This window comes from Ramlibacter sp. (assembly GCF_035554825.1).
Classification (GTDB): Bacteria; Pseudomonadota; Gammaproteobacteria; order Burkholderiales; family Burkholderiaceae_C; genus Ramlibacter.
Window position 1 is genome coordinate 15,204 of the sequence record NZ_DATMHS010000051.1, and the last position, 21,323, is coordinate 36,526.

Genomic DNA, 21,323 nt, shown 5'->3' on the forward strand with positions numbered 1-21,323 from the left:
TCAGTTCAGGTCGCCCGACTGGGTCGAGCTGAGGGTGCGGCTGCGGCGGCCGTCGTCGCGCACCTCGGTGTCCGCGAAGCCGTTGGCCCGGGACTGGCCCCTCGCGTTGGCCGCCGCCGGCGCCGCGGCCGCAGCGGACGGGCGGCCGATGTCGCCGCCAAGGCCGCCCAGCCCGTTGGCCAGGGCCGCCCGGAACGCTTCCATCTCGTCGTCCTGGATCGGATCGAACCCGGCCTGGACGCCCTGCTGCTGCGGCGTCGAGGCCGTGCCTGGGCCCGCGCCAGGCTCCGGCAAGGGCACCGGTCCGGACAGCGCCGACATCAGCTCGGCCGGCTGCGACGGGCCGGTGGCCGGGGCGCGGCGCGGCAGCTTCTGCGCCGCCGGGCTGCGCCCGGCGCCCACGCCGACCTGGTCGTTGCGCCGCCAGTAGACGGCGCTGACGCCCAGCTCATGGCGGGTTTTCGCGCGCTGGGCAATCACCGCCTCGATGTCCGCCAGCAGGTCGGCGTCGGCCCGCTCGCTGGCCGCCAGATCCACCATCACCAGGAACTGCTTGCCGGCGTTGTCCAGCGACAGGACCTTGAACTTGTAGCTGGCCGACAGCACGCCGGCGCGGGCCATGGACTCACGCACCACCGAGTACAGCAGTTCCCGCCGCGCCAGGCGCTCGCTCTTGCGCTGCGACGGGTCGGCCGGCGCGCCACGGTTGGGCTCCAGGCGCGACGAGGCCACGCCTGCCGCCTGTGCCTTGGCCTGTTTGTCGCGGTTGAGCCAGTTGAACAAGGACATCTGTGGCTTTCTCTCCAGGAGCGGAGCCCGCCGATGGCCGGGGGAGCTCGCAGCTCAGCGCAGTGTAATTCGCCCCAGCCCGACCGTGTGGCTTTTGCGGCCGCCGCGCCCCAACGCGCACGCTGCCACCGTGGCACAGTTCACGGCGGTACGCGTCCGGTCAGGCCGCGGCCTTGGCCTTGCCCATCTGCCAGAGCAGAAAGCTGTAGATGTCGGCCGCCAGCGCATACCGCTGGCGTGCGGTGCTGCCGACGCCGTGACCGGCCTGGCCGTCCAGCCGCAGCAGCACCGGCTTGCCGCTGGCGGTGGCCGCCTGCAGCCGCGCGGCCGCCTTGGCGCTGTGCCAGACGTCGACCCGCGGATCGTTCAGCCCGTGGACCAGCAGCACCGCCGGATACCGCGTGCCGTCCGTGATCTGGTGATAGGTGCTCATCTCCAGCAGCGCCGGGAATTCGATGGGATTCCTGGCGCTGCCGAATTCGGAGATGTTGGTGATGCCGTTGGCGCTGTCCTCGGCCCGCACCGCGTCCATCACCCCGACGTTGAAGATGGCGGCGGCGAACAGCTGGGGCGCGCTGGTCACGCAGCGCCCGACGAAGATGCCGCCGGCGCTGGTGCCCATCACCGCCAGCGTGGCGGGCGAGGCGATGCGCTGCGCGATCAGGTATTCGGCGCAGGCAATCCCGTCCTTCCAGGTGTTCGGCTTGCTCGCCTTCGTGCCGGCCAGCCGCCAGGGCTCGCCGTAGACGCCGCTGCCCCGCACGTTGGGCAGCGCCAGCACGCCGCCCAGTTCCAGCCACGCCATGTTCGAGGGACTGAAGGAGGCGGTCAGCGAGTGGCCGTAGGCGCCGTACGCCGTCAGCAGCGTCGGGTTGCGGCCGTCGCGCGGCAGGCCAGTGCGCTGCAGGATCGTCATCGGCACCAGGGCGCCGTCGTGGCTGGGCACCTTCACTTCGAGCACCTCGATCGCGGGCAGCGGCGGCAGGCGCGGCGGCACGCCCAGGACCACCTCGCTCGAGCGGCCGGCGTGCCAGCGCAGCACCTTGGGCGGCTCGATCCAGCCCGAGAGCGTGTACAGGACGTCAGGGTACGCATGCGCCGGGTCGTCGTGGGCCCGGGCCGCGCCGGGGAACGCCAGCGCCAGCGGCTGTCCCCGCAGCTCGCCGGGACGATAGCGGCGCAGCCCGATGGCCGTGCCCTGCCGGACCTCGGCCACCAGGCCGTCGGCGGTCAGCAGGAAGCCCTCGAAGACGCCGTCGGCCGGCGGCCGCGCGACTTCGACCGCGCGCGCCAACGCCGGCTGCCGCAGGTCGAGCCGCATGATCCGAAAGCGCGGCGCGTCGCGCCGGGTCCGGTAGAACAGGTGCTGTCCCTGCAGGTCGATCTCGACGATGTGGTCGTCGAAGCTGGCGATGCGGCGCCACGGCACGCGCGGCCGGTCCAGGTCGGCGACGCGCGCCAGGAACAGCGAGCCTTCGGGATAGGTCGTGTCGCTGGTGCGCGCCACCACCCAGGGGCTGCCGGGCACGAACAGCAGCGCGCCGACTTCGAGCCGCGCCAGGCCCAGTTCCGGATTGACGGTGGGGCCGAACACCGGCCGCGCCTGCTGCTCGCGGTCGCCCACGCGCAGCCACATGACGCGGCTGTCCAGATAGGTCTCGGTCTCGGGGTCTTCCGCCGTCAGCGGCTTGAGCTGGTTGTAGGTGAGCGAGCGGCTGTCCGGCAGCCAGCCGACGTTGCCCTCGTGGACGCGCTCGATCGGCGCGCCGACCAGCTCGCGCGTGCGCACGCGCAGCAGGTGCAGCGAAGCGTTCTCGCCGCCGCCGGCCGACAGGCCGTAGGCGACGTACTCGCCGTCCCACGACGGCCGGAAGTAGTTGATGGCGTGCGGCACGCCGGTGCGCGCCGCTTCCTGCTGCGGATCGACCAGCACCTGCTCGCGCCCGTGCAGGCCGACGCGCAGCATCAGCTGGTACTGCTGCTGGCCGCGCAGGCGCTTGAGGTAGAACAGCCGGTCGCCCGGCATCCGCACGAGCCGCGAGACGCTGTCGCCGGCGGCGCCGGCGATCTCGGCGATGCGCTGCTCCAGCCGGTCGCGACCGGCAATGCGGTCCAACGCGTCGCGCGCATGCGCGCCCTCGGCGCGCAGCCAGGCCTGCACGGCCGGGTCGCTGGTGTTCTCGAGGGCGCGGAAGGGGTCGCGCACCGCGACGCCGTGCAGGGTTTCGGTGACCTCGCCGCGCGGGGCCGGGACATGGTTCGCCAGGGCCCTGCCTGCCATCGCGCCGGCCAGCAGGGCCAGCGTGGCCCGGCGGCGTGAAATCGGATCGCGCATCCCGTCTCCTTCGTGTGGAAACGGATTGTAGGCAGCGGCCCCGGCTCAGGCCCGGGCCAGCGCCGGCTGCTTCTTCTTGCCGATCCCCAGGTAGGTGTCGATGATGCGGCGGTCGTGCAGCAGGTCGGGCGCCGGGCCCTCCAGCACCACCGCGCCCATTTCCAGCACGTAGCCGCGGTCGGCCACCTGCAGCGCGGCGCGGGCGTTCTGTTCGACCAGCAGCACCGACACGCCCAGCTCGCGCAGCGACGCCACCATCTGCAGCACCTCGCGCACGATCAGCGGCGCCAGGCCCAGCGAGGGCTCGTCGAGCATCAGCAGGCGCGGGCGGGCCATCAAGGCGCGCCCGATCGCCAGCATCTGGCGCTCACCGCCGGACAGCGTCGACGCCAGCTGCGCGCGCCGCTCGCACAGGCGCGGAAACAGCTCGAACACTTCGCGCAGCCGCGCGGCGTGATCGCGCTCGCCCTTGCGCCAGCGCCAGAAGCCGCCCAGCAGCAGGTTGTCCTCGACCGACATCTCGCCGAACAGCTCGCGCCGCTCCGGCACCAGCGCGACGCCGCGGGCGACCATGATCTCGACGCTGGGCCGGGCGATGATCACGCCGTCCAGGGCCAGCGTGCCGCTGGAGCGCAGCAGCCCCATCGCGGCGCACAGCAGGCTCGACTTGCCGGCGCCGTTGGGGCCGATCACGGTGACGATCTCGCCTTCGTTCACGGTCAGTTCGACGCCGTGCACCGCCTGCACGGCGCCGTACGACACGCCCAGACCGCGCAGTTGCAGCAAAGGCGCGTTCATGCCGCGGCCTCCACCGACTCCTCGTCGACCGGGTCTTCGTCGACGCCGCCCAGGTAGGCCGCCAGCACGCGCGGATCGGCCTGCACCTGCGCCGGCGTGCCGCGCGCGATCACGGTGCCGAACTCCATCACCGTCACCCGGTCGGCCAGATTCATGACGAACTCCATGTCGTGTTCCACCACCAGAATACCGAGCCCCTCCGAGCGCAGTTGCGACAGCAGCTGCGCCAGCGCCACTTTCTCCAGGTGGCGCAGGCCGGCGGCCGGCTCGTCGAGCAGCAGCAGCGCCGGCTGGCCGGCGAGCGCGCGCGCGATCTCGATCACCCGCTGCTGGCCGAGGGCGAGCGCGCCGGCGGCGTCGCCGGTGTGCGCCTCCAGCTGGCAGCGCTCGATCTGGTGCCGCGCGTGCGCCAGCAGGGTCGCCTCCTCGGCGCGATCGAGCCGCAGCATCGCCGCCAGCCAGCCCCGGCGGCCGCGCCGGTGCGCGCCCAGCGCCACGTTGTCCAGGACGCTGCGCTGCGGCAGCAGCCGCACGTGCTGGAAGGTGCGGCCCAGGCCGAGCGCCGCGAAGTCACGCGACGGCCGGCCCTTCATGTCCTGGCCCATCAGCCGCACTTCGCCCGCGGTCGGATCGATGACGCCCGAGATCATGTTGAAGAAGGTCGACTTGCCGGCGCCGTTGGGGCCGATCAGCGCGTGCACCTCGCCGGCGCGCACGTCGAGCGTCACCTCGTTCACGGCCTTGAGGCCGCCGAAATGCTTGCTGGCCTTGGTCGCCTGCAGCAGCACCTCGCCCGGCGGCGGGAGGGGCGGACGCGGCAAAGGCGCGGCGTGCCCGCCCAGGCGGCCGGCCGCCGGGCGCAGGAAGCGGCGCGAGAAATGCGCCAGCGTCGGCCACATGCCGTCCGCGAAGCGATGCAGCACCACCAGCATCGCCAGCCCGAACACGATCACCTCGAAGTTGCCGCTCGTGCCCAGCAACTGGGGCAGCACGTCCTGCAGCCGGGACTTCAGCAGTGTCACCAGCGCCGCGCCGAGCACGGCGCCCCACAGGTGGCCGGCACCGCCGACCACGGCCATGAACAGGTATTCGATGCCGATGTTGAGGTTGAACGGCGTCGGGTTGACGAAGCGCTGCAGGTGCGCGTAGAACCAGCCGGACAGGGCGGCCATCAACGCCGCCAGCACGAACACCTTGACGCGATAGGCGGCGGTGTCCACGCCCATCGACTCGGCCATGAGGCGCCCTCCCTTGAGGGCGCGGATCGCCCGCCCTTCGCGCGAATCGAGCAGGTTGTGCAACGCCCACAGCAGCAGCAGCAGCGTGCCCCAGGCGACCACGCCGAGCGCGCGCGGCGTCGCCAGCGAGATCCCCGCCAGAGAGATCGGCGGCAGCCCGCCGGTGCCGGTGTGGCCGCCCAGGCCCTCGATGTTGCCGAACAGGAAATACAGGCTCAGGCCCCAGGCGATGGTGCACAGCGGCAGGTAGTGGCCGGACAGCTTCAGCGTGATCGCGCCCAGGCCCCAGGCGACGAGCGCGGCGACCGCCAGGCCGAGCGCGAGTCCGAGCCAGGGCAGCAGCACCGGATGGGCGCCGCCGCCGAGCCAGCCGGCCATCACCGGCGAGGTGCAGATCCACGCCGTGGCGTAGGCACCGACCCCGACGAAGGCCGCCTGTCCGAAGGAGGTCATGCCGCCGACGCCGGTGAGCATCACCAGGCCGGCGGCGACCATCGCATACAGGCCGATGTAGCAGAGCAGGGTGATCGTGAATTCGGGCAGCCAGGGCCACGCCAGCGCGAGCGCCAGCACGGCCAGGAAGGTGAGTCGGCGCGGCGTCATTCTTCGTCTTCTTCCACGTGCACGCTGTGCATGGAACGCCACCACAGCACCGGAATGATCAGGGTGAAGACCAGCACTTCCTTGAACGCGCTGGCCCAGAACGAGGAGAACGACTCGAGCTGTCCGACCAGCAGCGCGCCGGCCAGCGCCAGCGGATAGCTCGCCATGCCGCCGACGATGGCGGCGACGAAGCCCTTGAGGCCGATCAGGAAGCCGGTGTCGTAGTAGACCGTCGTCAGCGGCCCGATCAGCAGCCCCGACACGGCGCCGATGAGGCCGGCCAGCGCGAAGCTGAGGTCGCCCGACAGATCGGTGGGAATGCCCATCAGGCGCGCGCCGACGCGGTTCATCGCCGTGGCGCGCAGCGCCTTGCCGACCATCGAGCGGCCGAAGAAGCGGAACATCGCCGCGACCAGCGCCAGCGTGACGCCGACCACGACCAGCGACTGGCCGGTGACCTGCACCCCCGCGAGATCGAAACGCAGTTCGGAAAACGCCGGGGTGCGCGATCCCTCGGCGCCGAAGAACAGCAGGCCCAGGCCCACCATCACGCCGTGCAGCGCGACCGACACGATCAGCAGCATCAGCACGCTGGCGGTGGCGATCGGCCGGTAGGCAAGGCGGTACAGCAGGGGGCCGAGCGGGGCGACGACGAACAGCGTGGCCAGCGCCTGCAGCGCCACCGACGTCGGCCGGATCACCACCAGCGCGGCGGCGAACACCGGCAGCAGCACCGTCCAGACGATGGTCGAGCGCCAGTCGACCGGCGCGCCGCGCCGCTGGCGCCACGCCTCGACGCCGAGCGTGACGACCGCCAGGCCCAGCAGCAGCCACAGGCTGGCCGGCACCCGGCCGGCGTTGAGCGCCGCCATGGTGAGGGCGGCGAACGCGACCAGCTCGCCTTGCGGGATGAAGATGATGCGGGTGACGGAGAAGACCAGCACCAGCGCGAGCGCCAGCAGACCGTACACCGCCCCGTTCACAATGCCGTCCTGCCCGAGGAGCAGGGCGATCTGAACATCCATGATCACTACCGGTTGCGGGGCCGCCGCGGCCCCCGGACGAAAGGCGGGGCCACCATGGCGGGGCCCCTGGCACACGAGCAGGGCGGCACGGCGCCGCCCTCAGCGAACGCGGTTCAGGGCGTGTACTTCCAGGTGCCGTTCTCGATCTTCACCATCACGCGGGCGTTGTTGTCCAGGCCCAGGTGGTCGTCCTTGGTCATCGTGAAGATGCCGTGCGCGCCGGGCATGGACTTCACCTGCTCGATCGAGTCGCGCAGCGCGGCGCGGAATTCGGCGGTGCCCGGTTGCGCCTTCTTGAGCGCGTTGGGAACGGCCGCGGCCATCAGCAGGCCGGCGTCCCAGGCGTGCGCGCCGAAGGTCGACACGCTGCCCTTGCCATGGGCGGCTTCATAGGCGGCGATGTAGGCCAGCGCGGACTTCTTCACGGGGTGGCTGTCGGGCAGCTGGTTGGCCACCAGCACCGGGCCGGCGGGCAGCAGCGTGCCTTCCACGTCCTTGCCGCCGACGCGCAGGAAGTCGGCGTTGGCGACTCCGTGCGTCTGGTAGATCTTGCCGGCGTAGCCGCGCTCCTTGAGCGTCTTCTGCGGCAGCGCCGCCGGCGTGCCGGAGCCGGCGATCAGCACCGCGTCGGCCTTGGCGGACATGATCTTGAGCACCTGCCCCGTGACCGAGGTGTCGGTGCGGGCGTAGCGCTCGTTGGCGACGATCTGCAGCTTCTGCTCGGCGGCGGCCTTGGTGAATTCCTGGTACCAGCCTTCACCGTAGGCGTCGGAGAAGCCGACGAAGGCCACCGTCTTCACGCCGTTCTTGGCCATGTGGTCGGCGATGGCGTGCGACATCATGATGTCGTTCTGCGGCGTCTTGAACACCCAGGTCTTCTTGGCGTCGACCGGCTCGACGATCTTGGCCGATGCGGCCATCGAGATCATCGGCACCTTGGCTTCCGAGACCACGTCGATCATCGCCAGCGAATTGGGCGTGACGGTGGAGCCGAGGATCACGTCGACCTTGTTTTCGGTGATGAGCTTGCGGGTGTTCGTCACCGCCGCCGTCGTGTCGGAGGCGTCGTCGAGCACGATGTAGTTGATCTTCTGTCCGCCGATGGTCTTGGGCATCAGCGCGATGGTGTTCTTCTCGGGAATGCCCAGCGATGCGGCCGGGCCGGTGGCCGATACGGTCACGCCGACGTTGATGTCGGCCAGCACCAGCGTGCTGGACAGCAGGGCCGAGGCGAGCGCGCTCAGTTTGAGGAATTTCATGGATCGTCTCCTGGTGTAGTTAAAAGCAAGCACGGTTATTCCGGCATCAAAATACCTGAATTCGCGGCCGGGCCCGACGCGGGTTTACCCGGCGACCACGGCGGCACGCGGCGCCGCCGTCGAATGGGTTGACCTACGTCAAGATGGGCGGCCCGGCCACGCCGCACAGGCCGCCATCCTATCCGGTCCGGCACAGCCGTTACGGATTGGCGCCGGCGAGCGCGGCGCGCACGCGCTGCGGCGTCATCGGCAGGCGCGCCACGCGCACGCCGGTGGCGTCGAAGAAGGCGTTGGCGATCACCGCGCCGGTGGTCGTGATCGAGGGCTCGCCGCCACCCTGCGGCGCCAGCTCGTCGTTCTTCACCAGCACGGCCTCGATGCGCGGCGCGCCCGCGAAGCGCGTGAACTGGTACGTGTCGAAATTGCGATCGAGGATCGCACCGCCGCCAAAGCGCAGCTCCTCGCTCAGCACGTAGCCCAGCCCCATCACCAGGCCGCCCTCGATCTGCATCTGCGCGCCGACCGGGTTCACCACCACCCCCATGTCCTGCGCGCAGACGATGCGGTCCACGGCGATCGCGCCGCTGGCGGCGTCGACCCGCAGCTGGGCGATCGAGGCGACGCAGCTGCCGGCGTCGATGGCGCAGGCCACGCCGACGCCGCGGCGCGACGGCGCCGGCTGGCTCTTCCAGCCGAAGGCAGTGGCGGCGGTCTGCAGCACCCGCCGCAGGCGCCGGTCGCTCAGATGGCGCAGCCGGAATTCGATCGGGTCGACGCCGGCGGCGCTCGCCATGAGGTCGATCTGCGACTCGACCGCGAAGACGTTCATGTTGGCCCCCGGCGCGCGCCACGGGCCGGTCGCGAACGGATGCAGGCCGGGCCGGCTGCTGCTGGCGATCGTCACCCGCGCATGAGGAATGTCGTAGGCCAGGGCCGAACCGCGCCCGCCGGCGCCGTAGACGAGCGCCTCCCAGAGCGCGATGCGGCCGCCGGCGTCGATGCCCGAGACGAGCTGGACCACGGCGGCCGGATCGAAGGTGTCGAAGAAGAATTCCTCCTCGCGCGTCCACGCCACCTGCACCGGCCGGCCGGCGGCTTGCGACAGCCGGGCCGCCTCCACCGCCTGCCGGCTGGCGCTCTTGCCGCCAAAGCCGCCGCCGACATAGGGCGTGATCACCCGCACCTCCTGCGGCTGCAGTCCCAGCGCGCTGGCGACCAGGTCGCGAGTGGGGAAGGGCGTCTGGGTGGACGCCCACACGGTGGCCCGGCCGCCGCGCACGTCCGCCAACGCCGTGTGCGGCTCGATCGGGGCGTGCGCGACGTAGCCCTTGCGGTAGACGCGCTCGAAGACCCGGGCCGCGTTGCCGCGGCCGTCGGCCAGGCTGCCCCGGCTGAAGCTGGTGCGCCGCGCGTCGGAAGCCTGGACCAGGTGGTCGAAGATGTTGTCCTGGTCCAGCGGCGACGCGGCCCGCTGCCACTCCGCCTTGACCAGGGCCAGGGCGGCAGCCGCGCCTTCGGGATCGGGGTGCAGCACGGCGACCAGCTCGCCGGCTTGCACCACGCGCGCGCCGGGCACGGCCTGCGCGCCGCTCGGGTCCAGCCGCAGCAGCGTCGCGCCGTGCGCGGGCGGCCGCAGCAGGCGCGCGTAGAGCATGCCCGGCAGCCGCAGGTCGCCGGCGAAGCGCGCGGCGCCGGTCACCTTGTCCTGGGCGTCCAGCCGCGGCGGCGAGCGCCCCATCACCTGGAATTCGGCCGCGGCGCGCAGGAGCGCCGGCCCGTCGACGATCTTCGTCAGGCGGGCGCCGCGGGCCAGCTCGGCGTAGCTGACGTGCCGGTTCGGGTCGCCGGCCACCCACACCTTGCCGTCGCCGGCCTGGAGCCGGGCGGCGGGGACCTTCAGCCGGGCGGCCCCGAGTGCGAGCAGCGTGGCGCGCGCCTGCGCACCGGCGGCGCGCAGCGCCGGGCCGAACATGCGGGTGGTCAGCGAGCCGAAGGTGCCCATGTCCCAGGGACAGCGGTCGGTGTCGCCCAGGACCATGTCGACCGCGGCCAGCGGCACGCCGAGTTCCTCGGCCAGCATCTGCGCCTGCGAGGTCAGCACGCCCTGGCCCATCTCGATCTTGCCGGAGAACACGGTGACGCGGCCGTCGCCGCCGATCGCCAGGTAGGCGTTGAAGTCCTCGGGGTAGAGGCGGGACGCCGTTTGTGCCAGCACGGCGGGATTGGCCGCCACCAGGACGGCTATGCCGCCGCCGACGGCACGGCAGAACGCGCGCCGGCTGAGGCCAGGAGCACTCGTCATGCTCTTCCTTCCAGCTGGCGCGCGGCCGATTCGACGGCGGCCACGATGCGCTGGTGCGCCCCGCAGCGGCACAGGTTGCCGTCCAGGTGGGCGACGATCTGCTCGCGCGTCGGGGCCGCATTGCGCCGCAGCAGGGCATAGGCCGAGAGCAGCATGCCCGGCGTACAGTAGCCGCACTGCAGCGCGCCGTGCTCGATGAAGGCCTGCTGCAGCGGGTGCAGCCGGCCGCCCGCGGCCAGGCCCTCGACGGTCAGCACGTCCTTGCCCGCGATCGCCGCCACGCCGGTCGTGCAGGAGCGCACGGCGCGGCCGTCGACGATCACTACGCAGGCGCCGCACAGGCCCTCACCGCAACCGTACTTAGCGCTGGTGAGTCCGAGCTGGGTCCGCAGCGCCCACAGCAGCGTCGCGTCGCGCTCGCTCTCGAGCGCGGCAGGCCGCCCGTTGAGGCGGAACCGGTAAGTGCTCTTCATGTGGCGCCCCACGACAAACAACATTCATCCTGGATCGCCGCTTGGGCAATGCCATGACTGGCGTCAAGATGTCGCGGCCGGCAGCCCGGCCGTGGATCACTTGCCGATGCAAAAGCTCGAGAAGATCACGCCCAGCAGGTCGTCCGAGGTGAATTCGCCGGTGATCTCGCTCAACGCGTTCTGTCCCAGCCGCAGCTCCTCGGCCAGCAACTCGAGAGCGGGCGCGCGGGCGTCCAGCTGCGCGCTCGCCAGCTCGAGGTGCTGTGCAACCCGGCCCAGCGCCTGCACATGGCGCGCCCGGGCGATGTACACGCCTTCGGGCGCCGACTGCCAGCCCGCGACCTCGAGCAGCTTGCGCCGCAGCCGGTCCAACCCGGCGCCGGTCTTGGCCGACAGGCTCACGCGCTCGCGGTCGGCCGCCGCCGCGGCGCCGCCTTTCGGCGCGGCGTCGAGCTTGTTCCAGACGTCGATGACGGGCACCCCGGCCGGCAGTTTCTCGGTCAGCCCGCGCGCGATCGCCTCGTCGGCGGCGCGGTAGTCGCTCGCCGCCGCGCGCGTGAGGTCGTGCAGGAACAGCACGGCATCGGCCGCCTCGATCTGGCCCCAGGCCCGCTCGATGCCGATGCGCTCCACGTGGTCCTCGCTGTCGCGCAGGCCCGCCGTGTCGATGACGTGCAGCGGCACGCCTTCGATCTGGATGGTCTCGCTCACCACGTCGCGGGTCGTGCCCGGCACCGGGGTCACGATCGCCAGTTCGGCCCCGGCCAGGGCGTTGAGCAGCGAGCTCTTGCCGGCGTTCGGCTGGCCCGCGATCACCACCTTGATGCCTTCGCGCAGCAAGGCGCCCTGGCGCGCGCGCTGGCGCACCCGGGCCACGGCCTCGTGCAGGCGCGCGAGCTGGCCGCGGGCGTCGGCCTGCTGCAGGAAGTCGATGTCTTCCTCCGGAAAGTCGAGCGTCGCCTCGACCAGCATGCGCAGGTGGATCAGCGCGTCGCGCAGCTGCCGGACCTCGCGCGAGAACTCGCCGGCCAGCGACCGGCTGGCGCTGCGCGCCGCCGCTTCGGTGCTGGCGTCGATCAGGTCGGCGATCGCCTCGGCCTGGGCCAGGTCGATCTTGTCGTTGAGGAATGCGCGCTCGGTGAACTCGCCCGGTCGCGCCAGGCGCAGCCCGGGCAGCCGCGGGCCGACTCCGTCCGATTCGGCGGCCGCTTCCAGGCAGCGCGCCAGCAGCAGCTGCAACACCACCGGGCCGCCGTGCGCCTGCAACTCCAGCACGTCCTGCCCGGTGTAGGAGTTCGGCGCCGGAAAGAACAGGGCCAGCCCCTGGTCGATCGCGCTGCCGTCGGCGGCGCGGAAGCCGAGGTAGGTGGCCTCGCGCGGCTTCAGCGGCCGGCCGCACACGGCTTCGATCAGCGCGGCCAGGCCCTGGCCGGATACGCGCACGATGCCGACCGCGCCGCGGCCCGGCGCGGTGGCGATGGCTGCGATGGGGTCCGAGTGGCGCGGGAGCATGGTCTCGATTGTCGCGTGTCGGCTGGCCGCGCGCGGGCCAGCGGCGCGCCGGCCGCGCACCAAAGAAGAAGGGCCGCTTTGCGCGGCCCCCGTGTTCCCGTCCGGTCCTTACCTGAACTTGGGCAGGTTGAACTGCGGCGGCACGCCCATCCGCTTGTTGATCAGCCATTGCTGGGCGATCGACAGCACGTTGTTGGTGATCCAGTACAGCACCAGGCCGGCCGGGAAGAAGAAGAACATCACGCTGAAGGCCAGCGGCATGATCCACATCATCTTGGCCTGCATCGGATCCGGCGGCGCCGGGTTGAGCGCCGTCTGCAGCATGGTGGTGAGGGTCATCACCAGCGGCAGGATGTAGAACGGGTCGGGCGCCGCCAGGTCGTGGATCCAGCCGATCCAGGGCGCGCCGCGCATCTCGACGCTGGACAGCAGCACCCAGTAGAGCGCGATGAACACCGGGATCTGGATCATGATCGGGAAGCAGCCGCCCATCGGGTTGACCTTCTCCTCGCGGTAGATGCGCATCATCTCCTGCTGCATCTGTTGCGGGTTGTCCTTCAGCCGCTCGCGCATGGCCATGATCTTCGGGTTGATGGCCTTCATCTTGGCCATGCTCTCGTAGCCCTTGGCCTGCAGCCAGTAGAACGCGATCTTGATCACCAGCACCAGCGCCATGATCGCCCAGCCCCAGTTGTGCAGCAGCCCGTGCAACTGCGTCAGCAGCCAGTACAGCGGCTTGGCCAGGATGGTGAGCCAGCCGTAGTCCTTGACCAGCTCCAGGCCGGGCGCGACCTTCTCCAGCATGGTCTCGACCTGCGGGCCGGCGAAGAACTTCGCCTCCACCGCCTTGGCCGCGCCGGGCGGGATGGCAGCGACCGGCGCGATCATGCCCACCGCGTACAGGTTGGCGTCGACCTTGCGCACGAACAGCTCGCGCTTCACGCCCTCGGGAATGATCCAGGCGCTGGCGAAGTAGTGCTGCACCATCGCCACGTAGCCGTTGCTCGCTTCCTTGTCGATCTCGACCTTGTTCTTGTCGATGTCGCCGAACTCGATCTTGTGGAACTTGCTGTGCTCGGTGTAGACCGCCGGGCCGGTGAAGGTCGAATAGAAGGACGACTCGCCGGCCAGCTTGCCGCCGTCGCGCACCAGCTGCACGTACAGCTGCGGCGCCACCGGCGCGCTGCCGGTGTTGATGACGTCGTGGCGCACCGCGATGTCGTAGGCGCCGCGGCGCAGGGTGTAGGTCTTGACCAGCTTGACGCCGCTTTGCTCCGGCGACTCGAACTTGACCACCAGGTCGCTGGCGCCGTCCTTGAGCTCCTTGTCGCCGCTGAAGCTCATCACGGTCTTGTGATTGGGGAAGTTGCCGCCGATCAGGCCCGACTCGGCCACGTACTTGCGCAGCGCGCTTTCCTCGAGCAGGACGAAGTTGGCGCCGTGGTCGGCCTTCTCCTTGAGGAACTCGGTGCCCACGATCGAACCGCCTTCGGTGTCGAAGGTGACCCGCAGCAAGTCGGTGGTGACGACGATCTTCTGCGACGCCGGCGTCGGGGCGTTGGCGGTGCCGGGCACGGCGGCCGGCGAGGCGGCCGCCGCGGTGGGCGCGGCGCCGGGCGGGACCGTGCTGGGCGCGACGGTGCTGCTCGGGGGGACGCTCGAGGCGCCGGCGGCGGGCGCCTTGGCCGTCGCCGCGGGCTTGCTGCCCGGGAAGAAGGTGGCCTGCTTGCCGTTGTAGACCTGCCACTGGTCCCACAGCAACACCATGGAAAAACCGAAGATCACCCACAGGATGGTGCGGCGAATGTCGTTCATGAAGACTTTTTCTTGGAAAGAGGGGAGACCAGCTGCGTCAGGAAGCCGGGCGGCCGCACGCGGTCGGGGACCGGGTCGTGGCCGCCGTCGCACCACGGATGGCAGCGCACGAGGCGGGCGAGCGTCAGGTAGGTGCCGCCGCCGGCGCCGTGGCGCTGCAGCGCCTCCAGCGAATACGCGGAGCAGGTGGGCGTGAAGCGGCAGGCCGAGCCCAACCAGGGGCTGAGCAGGAGCCGATAGCCCTTCACCAGGGCGATGAGGAGGCCGCGGCTCATGGCGCTGCCCGGTCGAACAGCTCTTGCAGCTCGCCGCGGACCGCCTGTTTCAGCGCCTCCGAGGTGGCGCTGCGGAAGCGCTGGCGGTCGAACCCCGCGCGCAGCCGCACCACGTGGGCGGCCACGGCCAACCGGGGTTCGAAAGCCTGGCTCACGGCGTAGATCTGACGCTTGATGGTGTTGCGCGTGACGGCCCGCTTGGCCCACCGCTTGGGGACCATCGCGCCGATCCATGCTTCACGGACGGCAAACAGGGCCCGGGTTCCTGGGGACCGCGGTCCCCCGGATTCAGGCCCTGTGGCGGGCGCCTGCGGCGCATCCAGTTCCCGGCGATGCAACGCGAAGTGCGCGGTTCGGGAAACAGTGCTGCCAGCCATCACGGCCTCGAACTGTGCCCGGGTCTTCAGCCGCTGCACTGCGGTGCGCCGCGTGGGCTGGCCAGCGGGTGGCTGGCTCAGACGGCCAGGCGCTTGCGGCCCTTGGCGCGGCGAGCGTTGATCACGGCGCGGCCGCCGCGGGTCTTCATGCGGACCAGGAAGCCGTGGGTGCGAGCGCGGCGCACTTTGGAGGGTTGGTAGGTGCGTTTCATGGTGTGGTTCTCAGGGAAACCCACGATTATCGCGGAATTCGCGCCGGCCGGCAACGCATGGGATACAGTCCCGGCCCGGCCGCCGGCCGTTCAGCGGCGCACGGAGCGCTCACTTTCGCGCCGTGCGAGGCTCAGCCTTGCTGCGCGAACGGCTTTGTGGATAAGGCCTTGATAAATTAGAATGCGCTGCTCCCAGAATGAAAAATATCCACAGAGGCAGCAGCCAACAATGAGTGAGGGGCAGCACAACAGCCTGGCGGCGGAAAGCCGCCAGAGCGCAGGCGACAGCCTGTGGCAGGCCTGCATCGAGCAACTGGCGCAGGAGCTCCCCGAGCAGCAGTTCAACACCTGGATCAAGCCGCTGGCCGCCCAGGTTTCCGACGACCTCTCCAAGGTGACCATCTTCGTGGCCAACCGGTTCAAGCTGGACTGGGTGCGGGCGCAGTACGCCGGTCGCATCGGCGGCCTGCTGGAGAAGATCTACGGCCAGCCGGTACAAATTGAGTTAGCACTCGCTGCGCGGGAAGCGCCCGCCAGGTCTTACACCGGTCCCGCCACGACCGAGCTGGTTCGGGCCGCCGAGCCGCCCGAGCTGGCCGACGACGCCGGCGCCGCGGCGTTCAAGAACCGCCTGAACACCGCCCTGACCTTCGACACGCTGGTCGAGGGCTCGGCCAACCGGATGGCGCGGGCCGCCGCGATGCACGTCTCGGGCACGCCGGGGCATCTGTACAACCCGCTGTTCATCTACGGCGGGGTCGGGCTGGGCAAGACCCATCTGGTGCACGCGGTGGGCAACAAGCTGCTGGCGGACAAGCCCGGCAGCAAAGTTCTCTACATCCACGCCGAGCAGTTCGTCTCCGATGTGGTTAAGGCCTACCAGCGCAAGACCTTCGACGAATTCAAGGAGCGCTACCACTCGCTGGACCTGCTGCTGATCGACGACGTCCAGTTCTTCGCCAACAAGGACCGCACCCAGGAAGAGTTCTTCAACGCCTTCGAGGCGCTGCTGGCCAAGAAAAGCCACATCGTGATGACCAGCGACACCTATCCCAAGGGGCTGGCGGACATCCACGAGCGGCTGATCTCGCGCTTCGACTCCGGCCTGACGGTGGCCATCGAGCCGCCCGAGCTGGAGATGCGGGTGGCGATCCTGATCAACAAGGCCCGGGCCGAGAGCGCCGAGATGCCGGAGGAGGTGGCCTTCTTCGTCGCCAAGAACGTGCGCTCCAACGTGCGCGAGCTCGAAGGCGCGCTGCGCAAGATCCTGGCTTATTCGCGTTTCAACCAGAAGGAGATCTCGATCCAGCTGGCGCGCGAGGCGCTGCGCGACCTGCTGTCGATCCAGAACCGGCAGATCTCGGTCGAGAACATCCAGAAGACGGTGGCCGACTACTACAAGATCAAGGTCGCCGACATGTACTCCAAGAAGCGCCCGGCCTCGATCGCCCGGCCGCGCCAGATCGCGATGTACCTGGCCAAGGAACTGACGCAAAAGAGCCTGCCCGAGATCGGCGAGCTGTTCGGCGGCCGCGACCACACCACGGTGCTGCACGCCGTGCGCAAGATCTCGGGCGAGCGGCAGCAGTTGACCGAGCTCAATCAGCAGTTGCACGTGCTGGAACAGACGCTGAAAGGCTGACGTGAGCCTGAACGGGCGCCCCCGGCCAGCAGCCCGGAAGCAGGGATCGGCGCTTGAAAAGTGCCTGATGAAAAAGGGGAAAATGTCGGTTGTCCACAGTGGGACGGCGTCCCCGCTGGCCACCCCGGATTCGAATCAAGAAACAAGAGAGAAGAGGTTGACATGATCGTCCTGAAGGCAACGCAAGAAAAACTGCTCTCGGTCCTGCAGTCGGTGGCCGGCATCGTGGAGCGCCGCCACACCCTGCCGATCCTGGCCAACGTGCTGATTCGCAAGACCGGCGGCTCGCTGCAGCTGACGACCAGCGACCTCGAGATCCAGATCCGCACCACCGCCGAACTCGGCGGCGACGCCGGCAACTTCACCACCACGGTGGGCGCGCGCAAGCTGATCGACATCCTGCGCACCATGCCCAGCGACCAGACCGTCTCGCTCGAGTCGAGCCAGAACAAGGTGGTGCTCAAGGGCGGCAAGAGCCGCTTCACGCTGCAGACGCTGCCGGCCGAGGACTTCCCGCTGGTGCAGGAATCGGCCAGCTTCGGCCCGGTGTTCAGCGTGCCGCAGAAGACGCTGAAGGACCTGCTGAACCAGGTGTCGTTCGCCATGGCGGTGCACGACATCCGCTACTACCTCAACGGCATCCTGTTCGTCGCCGAGGGCAAGCAGCTGAGCCTGGTCGCCACCGACGGCCACCGCCTGGCTTTTGCCAATTCGACCCTCGATGTCGAGGTGCCGCGCCAGGAAGTGATCCTGCCGCGCAAGACGGTGCTGGAACTGCAGCGCCTGCTGTCCGACGCCGAAGGCGCGATCGAGATGCAGTTTGCCGGCAACCAGGCCAAGTTCAGCTTCGGCGACATGGAGTTCGTCACCAAGCTGGTGGAAGGCAAGTTCCCCGACTACAACCGCGTGATCCCGAAGAACCACAAGAACTCGGTCACGCTGGGCCGGGCGCCGCTGCTGGCCAGCCTGCAGCGCACCGCCATCCTCACCTCCGAGAAGTTCAAGGGCGTACGCCTGAACCTCGAGCCGGGCACGCTGCGGGTGGCCTCCAACAACGCCGAGCAGGAAGAAGCGGTGGACGAGCTCGACATCGACTACGGCGGCGATTCGATCGAGATCGGCTTCAACGTGAGCTACCTGATCGACGCGCTGGCCAACATGGACCAGGAGATGGTGAAGATGGAACTGGCCGATGCCAACAGCTCGGCCCTGATCACCATTCCCGAGAACTCCACCTTCAAGTACGTGGTGATGCCGATGAGGATCTAGACGGACGATCACGCGGCCCGCGGGCCGCGTCCGCGTATGGCCGACCCGCCGTCCTGGCGGGTTTGGTCCATTCAGAGAGATTGCGAAAAGCGCGAGTTTGCAGGGAAGCCAAGTGTCTATGTCCGAAGAGAACCAGCAGAGCAACCAGGTCCACGTGGGTGCGGGAGGTGAGGAAAGCTCGAATTTCCAGCCGGCGATCGACGCCAACCAGGCCGGCGCCAGCGAGGCCTACGGCGAGGGCTCGATCCAGATCCTGGAAGGCCTGGAAGCCGTGCGCAAGCGCCCCGGCATGTACATCGGCGACACCTCGGACGGCACCGGCCTGCACCACCTGGTGTTCGAGGTGGTGGACAACTCGATCGACGAGGCGCTGGCCGGCCACTGCGACGACATCGTGGTGACCATCCACAGCGACAACTCGGTCAGCGTCGTCGACAACGGCCGCGGCATTCCGACCGGCATCAAGATGGACGACAAGCACGAGCCCAAGCGCTCGGCCGCCGAGATCGCCCTGACCGAGCTGCACGCCGGCGGCAAGTTCAACCAGAACAGCTACAAGGTTTCGGGCGGACTGCACGGCGTGGGCGTCAGCTGCGTCAACGCGCTGTCCAAGAAGCTGCGCCTGACGGTGCGGCGCGACGGCAAGGTGCACGTGCTGGAGTTCTCGCGCGGCTTCGTGCAGAACCGCATCGTCGAGACGGTGCAGACGGCGGACGGCCCGGTCGAGGTGTCGCCGATGCAGGTGCTGGGCGACACCGACAAGCGCGGCACCGAGGTGCACTTCCTGCCGGACAACACCGAGATCTTCAAGGAGAACAGCGATTTCCACTACGAGATCCTGTCCAAGCGCCTGCGCGAGCTCTCGTTCCTGAACAACGGCGTGCGCATCCGCCTGCTCGACGAGCGCACCGGCAAGGCCGACGATTTCTCGGGCGCCGGAGGCGTGAAGGGCTTCGTGGGCTTCATCAACAAGGGCAAGCAGGTGCTGCACCCCAACGTGTTTCACGCCGTGGGTGATCGCCAGAGCGACCAGGACACCAACATCGGCGTCGAAGTGGCGATGCAGTGGAACAGCGGCTACAACGAGCAGGTGCTGTGCTTCACCAACAACATCCCGCAGCGCGACGGCGGCACCCACCTCACCGGGCTGCGCGCCGCGATGACGCGCGTCATCAACAAGTACATCGAGGAGACCGACCTGGCCAAGAAGGCCAAGGTCGAAGTCACCGGCGACGACATGCGCGAAGGCCTGACCTGCGTGCTGAGCGTGAAGGTGCCGGAGCCGAAGTTCTCCAGCCAGACCAAGGACAAGCTGGTCTCCAGCGAGGTGCGCGGGCCGGTCGAGGACGTGGTGGCGCGCACGCTGGGCGACTACCTGCAGGAGCGCCCGAACGACGCCAAGATCATCGTCGGCAAGATCATCGAGGCCGCGCGCGCCAGGGAGGCGGCGCGCAAGGCGCGTGAAATGACACGCCGGAAAGGCGTGCTCGACGGCATGGGCCTGCCGGGCAAGCTGGCCGACTGCCAGGAAAAGGACCCGGCGCTGTGCGAGATCTACATCGTCGAGGGCGACTCGGCCGGCGGCAGCGCCAAGCAGGGGCGCGATCGCAAGTTCCAGGCGATCCTGCCGCTGCGCGGCAAGATCCTGAACGTCGAGAAGGCGCGCTACGAGAAGCTGCTGACCAGCAATGAGATCCTGACGCTGATCACGGCGCTGGGCACCGGCATCGGCAATGCGAGCGGCGGCAAGGGCGACGGCAATGGCAACGGGAACGGCAAGGACAGCGGCGCCGACGACTTCAACGTCGCCAAGCTGCGCTACCACCGCATCATCATCATGACCGACGCCGACGTCGACGGCGCGCACATCCGCACGCTGCTGCTGACGTTCTTCTACCGGCAGATGCCGGAGCTGGTGGAGCGCGGCCACATCTACATCGCCCAGCCGCCGCTGTACAAGGTGAAGGCCGGCAAGGAGGAGCTGTACCTGAAGGACGGCTCGGAGCTCGATCGCTTCCTGCTGCGCATCGCGCTGCAAGGCGCCCGCGTCGTCACTGGAGCCTCACCCGAGGGTGACGCGGCTGCCGGCGAGAACGGCACCGTCATCGCCGGCGAGACGCTGGCCGAACTGGCGCGCAAGCACCAGGTGGCCGAGGCGGTGATCGAGCGGCTCTCTGGCTACATGGACGCGGAAGCGCTGCGCGCCATCGCCGACGGCGTGAGCCTGAACCTGGACACCGTGGCCGACGCCGAGAAATCGGCGGTCGCGCTGCAGGAAAAGCTGCAGGAACTCGACCGGGCCAACAACCAGGCGCCGGCCGAAGTGGCGGGCGAATTCGACGCCCGCACCGACAAGCCGATCCTGCGCATCAGCCGCCGCCACCATGGCAACGTGAAGAGCAGCGTGATCACGCAGGACTTCGTGCACGGCGCCGACTACGCGGCGCTGGCCGAGGCCGCGACCACCTTCCGCGGTCTGCTGCACGACGGCGCCAAGGTCGTGCGCGGCGAAGGCGAGAAGGCCAAGGAAGAAAAGGTGGGCGACTTCCGCCAGGCGATGCGCTGGCTGATCGGCGAAGCCGAGCGTTCCACCAGCCGCCAGCGCTACAAGGGCCTGGGCGAAATGAACCCCGAGCAGCTGTGGGAAACCACGATGGACCCGCAGGTGCGGCGCCTGCTGAAGGTGCAGATCGACGACGCGATCGAGGCGGACCGCGTGTTCACGATGCTGATGGGGGATGACGTGGAGCCGCGGCGGGATTTCATCGAGACCAATGCGCTGCGGGCGGCGAACATTGACGTGTAGTGGTGTAGCTCGTGCGAGGACACCGAATTCGCTGGACCTTTGCGGAAATAGCTGGACTGAATTCGCGGAAATAGCTGGCTTTCTGCCTAGAAGGACACGCCTCCGCTTCGCCGTCCTCTGGGAGCGCCCCGAAAGACTCGTGGGATGCCGACCTGCCACAAGCGAGAGCGGCTCACCGCGCGTGGCCGCCTGCGGCTAGGCTCAGCGGAGCGGATTGCTGGCCTTTTGTTGCCGCTACTCCCTCGCTGTGCGACCTTCGTGGTGACGACGATTACCCGCCGACTTGGCGAATCCCGGAGGGTCGCCGCACCTCCGCCGGTTGACCGAGATCTGCTCGTTGTGAGGAAAGTCGGGTCCGAGTAGCCCAAACCCGCACCGGAGAGGTGCTATGCTGCCCAGAAAAACAAATCCTGTCGCCAGCAAAAGATAAGCTGTCGACAAATCTTGCGCTGGAGGGGCAACGAGACTTGATGCGGCGGTCTCTAGGGCTTCGGGCGACGCATGCGGCAACTCGGGCAGTTCGTCAAGGAACAGCACGCCGTGGAGCCCCAGCGAGATCTCGCCCGTTGGGCAGCACCAAAGTTAGACCGAAA

Annotated in this window: 17 protein-coding genes; 3 read left to right on the forward strand and 14 right to left on the reverse strand. The window is 69.4% G+C overall.

All coding sequences use genetic code 11. The annotated features are described in order from the left end of the window. The 13 genes from VNT59_RS05655 to rpmH all read right to left on the reverse strand — a co-directional run bounded on the left by VNT59_RS05655 (position 1) and on the right by rpmH (position 15,013). Entirely contained in the window at positions 1-789 is a 789-nt protein-coding gene (locus VNT59_RS05655; RefSeq protein ID WP_325497347.1) for a hypothetical protein, read from the reverse strand. Positions 790-949: 160 nt separating this feature from the next. Next, entirely contained in the window at positions 950-3,124 is a 2,175-nt protein-coding gene (locus tag VNT59_RS05660; RefSeq protein WP_325497348.1) for a prolyl oligopeptidase family serine peptidase, read from the reverse strand. Between the two features lie 45 nt (positions 3,125-3,169). Then, complete coding sequence (locus tag VNT59_RS05665) at positions 3,170-3,922, reverse strand: ABC transporter ATP-binding protein (protein WP_325497349.1); 753 nt, start codon at positions 3,920-3,922, stop codon at positions 3,170-3,172. Continuing rightward, positions 3,919-5,763 (reverse strand): branched-chain amino acid ABC transporter ATP-binding protein/permease, encoded by a 1,845-nt coding sequence (locus VNT59_RS05670; RefSeq protein WP_325497350.1) that lies wholly within the window; start codon positions 5,761-5,763, stop codon positions 3,919-3,921. The genes VNT59_RS05665 and VNT59_RS05670 overlap by 4 nt, the downstream gene beginning before the upstream one ends. Continuing rightward, a complete protein-coding gene (locus tag VNT59_RS05675) occupies positions 5,760-6,788 on the reverse strand; it encodes a branched-chain amino acid ABC transporter permease (RefSeq protein WP_325497351.1) in 1,029 nt (342 codons plus the stop codon). Before VNT59_RS05675 ends, VNT59_RS05670 begins: the two co-directional genes overlap by 4 nt. Before the next feature lie 113 nt (positions 6,789-6,901). Next, entirely contained in the window at positions 6,902-8,047 is a 1,146-nt protein-coding gene (locus VNT59_RS05680; RefSeq protein WP_325497352.1) for an ABC transporter substrate-binding protein, read from the reverse strand. Between the two features lie 199 nt (positions 8,048-8,246). Then, positions 8,247-10,349 carry a xanthine dehydrogenase family protein molybdopterin-binding subunit gene (locus VNT59_RS05685; protein ID WP_325497353.1) on the reverse strand — a complete coding sequence of 701 codons (2,103 nt, stop codon included), beginning with the start codon at positions 10,347-10,349 and terminating at the stop codon, positions 8,247-8,249. After that, positions 10,346-10,822 (reverse strand): (2Fe-2S)-binding protein, encoded by a 477-nt coding sequence (locus VNT59_RS05690; protein ID WP_325497354.1) that lies wholly within the window; start codon positions 10,820-10,822, stop codon positions 10,346-10,348. Before VNT59_RS05690 ends, VNT59_RS05685 begins: the two co-directional genes overlap by 4 nt. Positions 10,823-10,918: 96 nt before the next feature. Further along, the gene (gene mnmE / locus VNT59_RS05695) at positions 10,919-12,334 is read right to left on the reverse strand and encodes a tRNA uridine-5-carboxymethylaminomethyl(34) synthesis GTPase MnmE (RefSeq protein ID WP_325497355.1); all 1,416 of its coding nucleotides are present in this window, start codon (positions 12,332-12,334) and stop codon (positions 10,919-10,921) included. Between the two features lie 108 nt (positions 12,335-12,442). After that, positions 12,443-14,149, reverse strand: a complete 1,707-nt coding sequence (gene yidC / locus VNT59_RS05700; RefSeq protein WP_325497356.1) for a membrane protein insertase YidC — start codon at positions 14,147-14,149, stop codon at positions 12,443-12,445. After that, the gene (gene yidD / locus VNT59_RS05705) at positions 14,146-14,424 is read right to left on the reverse strand and encodes a membrane protein insertion efficiency factor YidD (RefSeq protein WP_325497357.1); all 279 of its coding nucleotides are present in this window, start codon (positions 14,422-14,424) and stop codon (positions 14,146-14,148) included. Before yidD ends, yidC begins: the two co-directional genes overlap by 4 nt. Beyond that, positions 14,421-14,840, reverse strand: coding sequence for a ribonuclease P protein component (locus tag VNT59_RS05710; RefSeq protein ID WP_325497358.1), 420 nt, complete (start codon positions 14,838-14,840; stop codon positions 14,421-14,423). The genes yidD and VNT59_RS05710 overlap by 4 nt, the downstream gene beginning before the upstream one ends. Positions 14,841-14,878: 38 nt before the next feature. Continuing rightward, on the reverse strand, positions 14,879-15,013 hold the full coding sequence (rpmH, locus tag VNT59_RS05715; RefSeq protein ID WP_027101598.1) for a 50S ribosomal protein L34: 135 nt from the start codon (positions 15,011-15,013) through the stop codon (positions 14,879-14,881). A gap of 229 nt (positions 15,014-15,242) precedes the next feature. Between rpmH and dnaA the strand changes: the two genes are divergently transcribed. The 3 genes from dnaA (at position 15,243) to gyrB (ending at position 20,730) form a co-directional block, all read left to right on the forward strand. Further along, positions 15,243-16,655 (forward strand): chromosomal replication initiator protein DnaA, encoded by a 1,413-nt coding sequence (dnaA, locus tag VNT59_RS05720; RefSeq protein WP_325497359.1) that lies wholly within the window; start codon positions 15,243-15,245, stop codon positions 16,653-16,655. 162 nt (positions 16,656-16,817) lie between these two features. After that, positions 16,818-17,924 (forward strand): DNA polymerase III subunit beta, encoded by a 1,107-nt coding sequence (gene dnaN / locus VNT59_RS05725; protein WP_325497360.1) that lies wholly within the window; start codon positions 16,818-16,820, stop codon positions 17,922-17,924. A gap of 118 nt (positions 17,925-18,042) precedes the next feature. After that, positions 18,043-20,730, forward strand: a complete 2,688-nt coding sequence (gene gyrB, locus VNT59_RS05730; protein ID WP_325497361.1) for a DNA topoisomerase (ATP-hydrolyzing) subunit B — start codon at positions 18,043-18,045, stop codon at positions 20,728-20,730. 234 nt (positions 20,731-20,964) lie between these two features. Here gyrB and VNT59_RS05735 read toward each other — a convergent pair whose 3' ends face one another. Further along, entirely contained in the window at positions 20,965-21,267 is a 303-nt protein-coding gene (locus VNT59_RS05735) for a hypothetical protein (protein ID WP_414708344.1), read from the reverse strand. Positions 21,268-21,323 lie beyond the last annotated feature (56 nt).

Bases quoted from the DNA above. Each gene is read 5' to 3' on its own strand.
- VNT59_RS05655 (WP_325497347.1), bottom strand. From the start codon at position 789: ATGTCCTTGTTCAACTGGCTCAACCGCGACAAACAGGCCAAGGCACAG.
- VNT59_RS05660 (WP_325497348.1), bottom strand. From the start codon at position 3,124: ATGCGCGATCCGATTTCACGCCGCCGGGCCACGCTGGCCCTGCTGGCC.
- VNT59_RS05665 (WP_325497349.1), bottom strand. From the start codon at position 3,922: ATGAACGCGCCTTTGCTGCAACTGCGCGGTCTGGGCGTGTCGTACGGC.
- VNT59_RS05670 (WP_325497350.1), bottom strand. From the start codon at position 5,763: ATGACGCCGCGCCGACTCACCTTCCTGGCCGTGCTGGCGCTCGCGCTG.
- VNT59_RS05675 (WP_325497351.1), bottom strand. From the start codon at position 6,788: ATGGATGTTCAGATCGCCCTGCTCCTCGGGCAGGACGGCATTGTGAAC.
- VNT59_RS05680 (WP_325497352.1), bottom strand. From the start codon at position 8,047: ATGAAATTCCTCAAACTGAGCGCGCTCGCCTCGGCCCTGCTGTCCAGC.
- VNT59_RS05685 (WP_325497353.1), bottom strand. From the start codon at position 10,349: ATGACGAGTGCTCCTGGCCTCAGCCGGCGCGCGTTCTGCCGTGCCGTC.
- VNT59_RS05690 (WP_325497354.1), bottom strand. From the start codon at position 10,822: ATGAAGAGCACTTACCGGTTCCGCCTCAACGGGCGGCCTGCCGCGCTC.
- mnmE (WP_325497355.1), bottom strand. From the start codon at position 12,334: ATGCTCCCGCGCCACTCGGACCCCATCGCAGCCATCGCCACCGCGCCG.
- yidC (WP_325497356.1), bottom strand. From the start codon at position 14,149: ATGAACGACATTCGCCGCACCATCCTGTGGGTGATCTTCGGTTTTTCC.
- yidD (WP_325497357.1), bottom strand. From the start codon at position 14,424: ATGAGCCGCGGCCTCCTCATCGCCCTGGTGAAGGGCTATCGGCTCCTG.
- rpmH (WP_027101598.1), bottom strand. From the start codon at position 15,013: ATGAAACGCACCTACCAACCCTCCAAAGTGCGCCGCGCTCGCACCCAC.
- dnaA (WP_325497359.1), top strand. From the start codon at position 15,243: ATGAGTGAGGGGCAGCACAACAGCCTGGCGGCGGAAAGCCGCCAGAGC.
- dnaN (WP_325497360.1), top strand. From the start codon at position 16,818: ATGATCGTCCTGAAGGCAACGCAAGAAAAACTGCTCTCGGTCCTGCAG.
- gyrB (WP_325497361.1), top strand. From the start codon at position 18,043: ATGTCCGAAGAGAACCAGCAGAGCAACCAGGTCCACGTGGGTGCGGGA.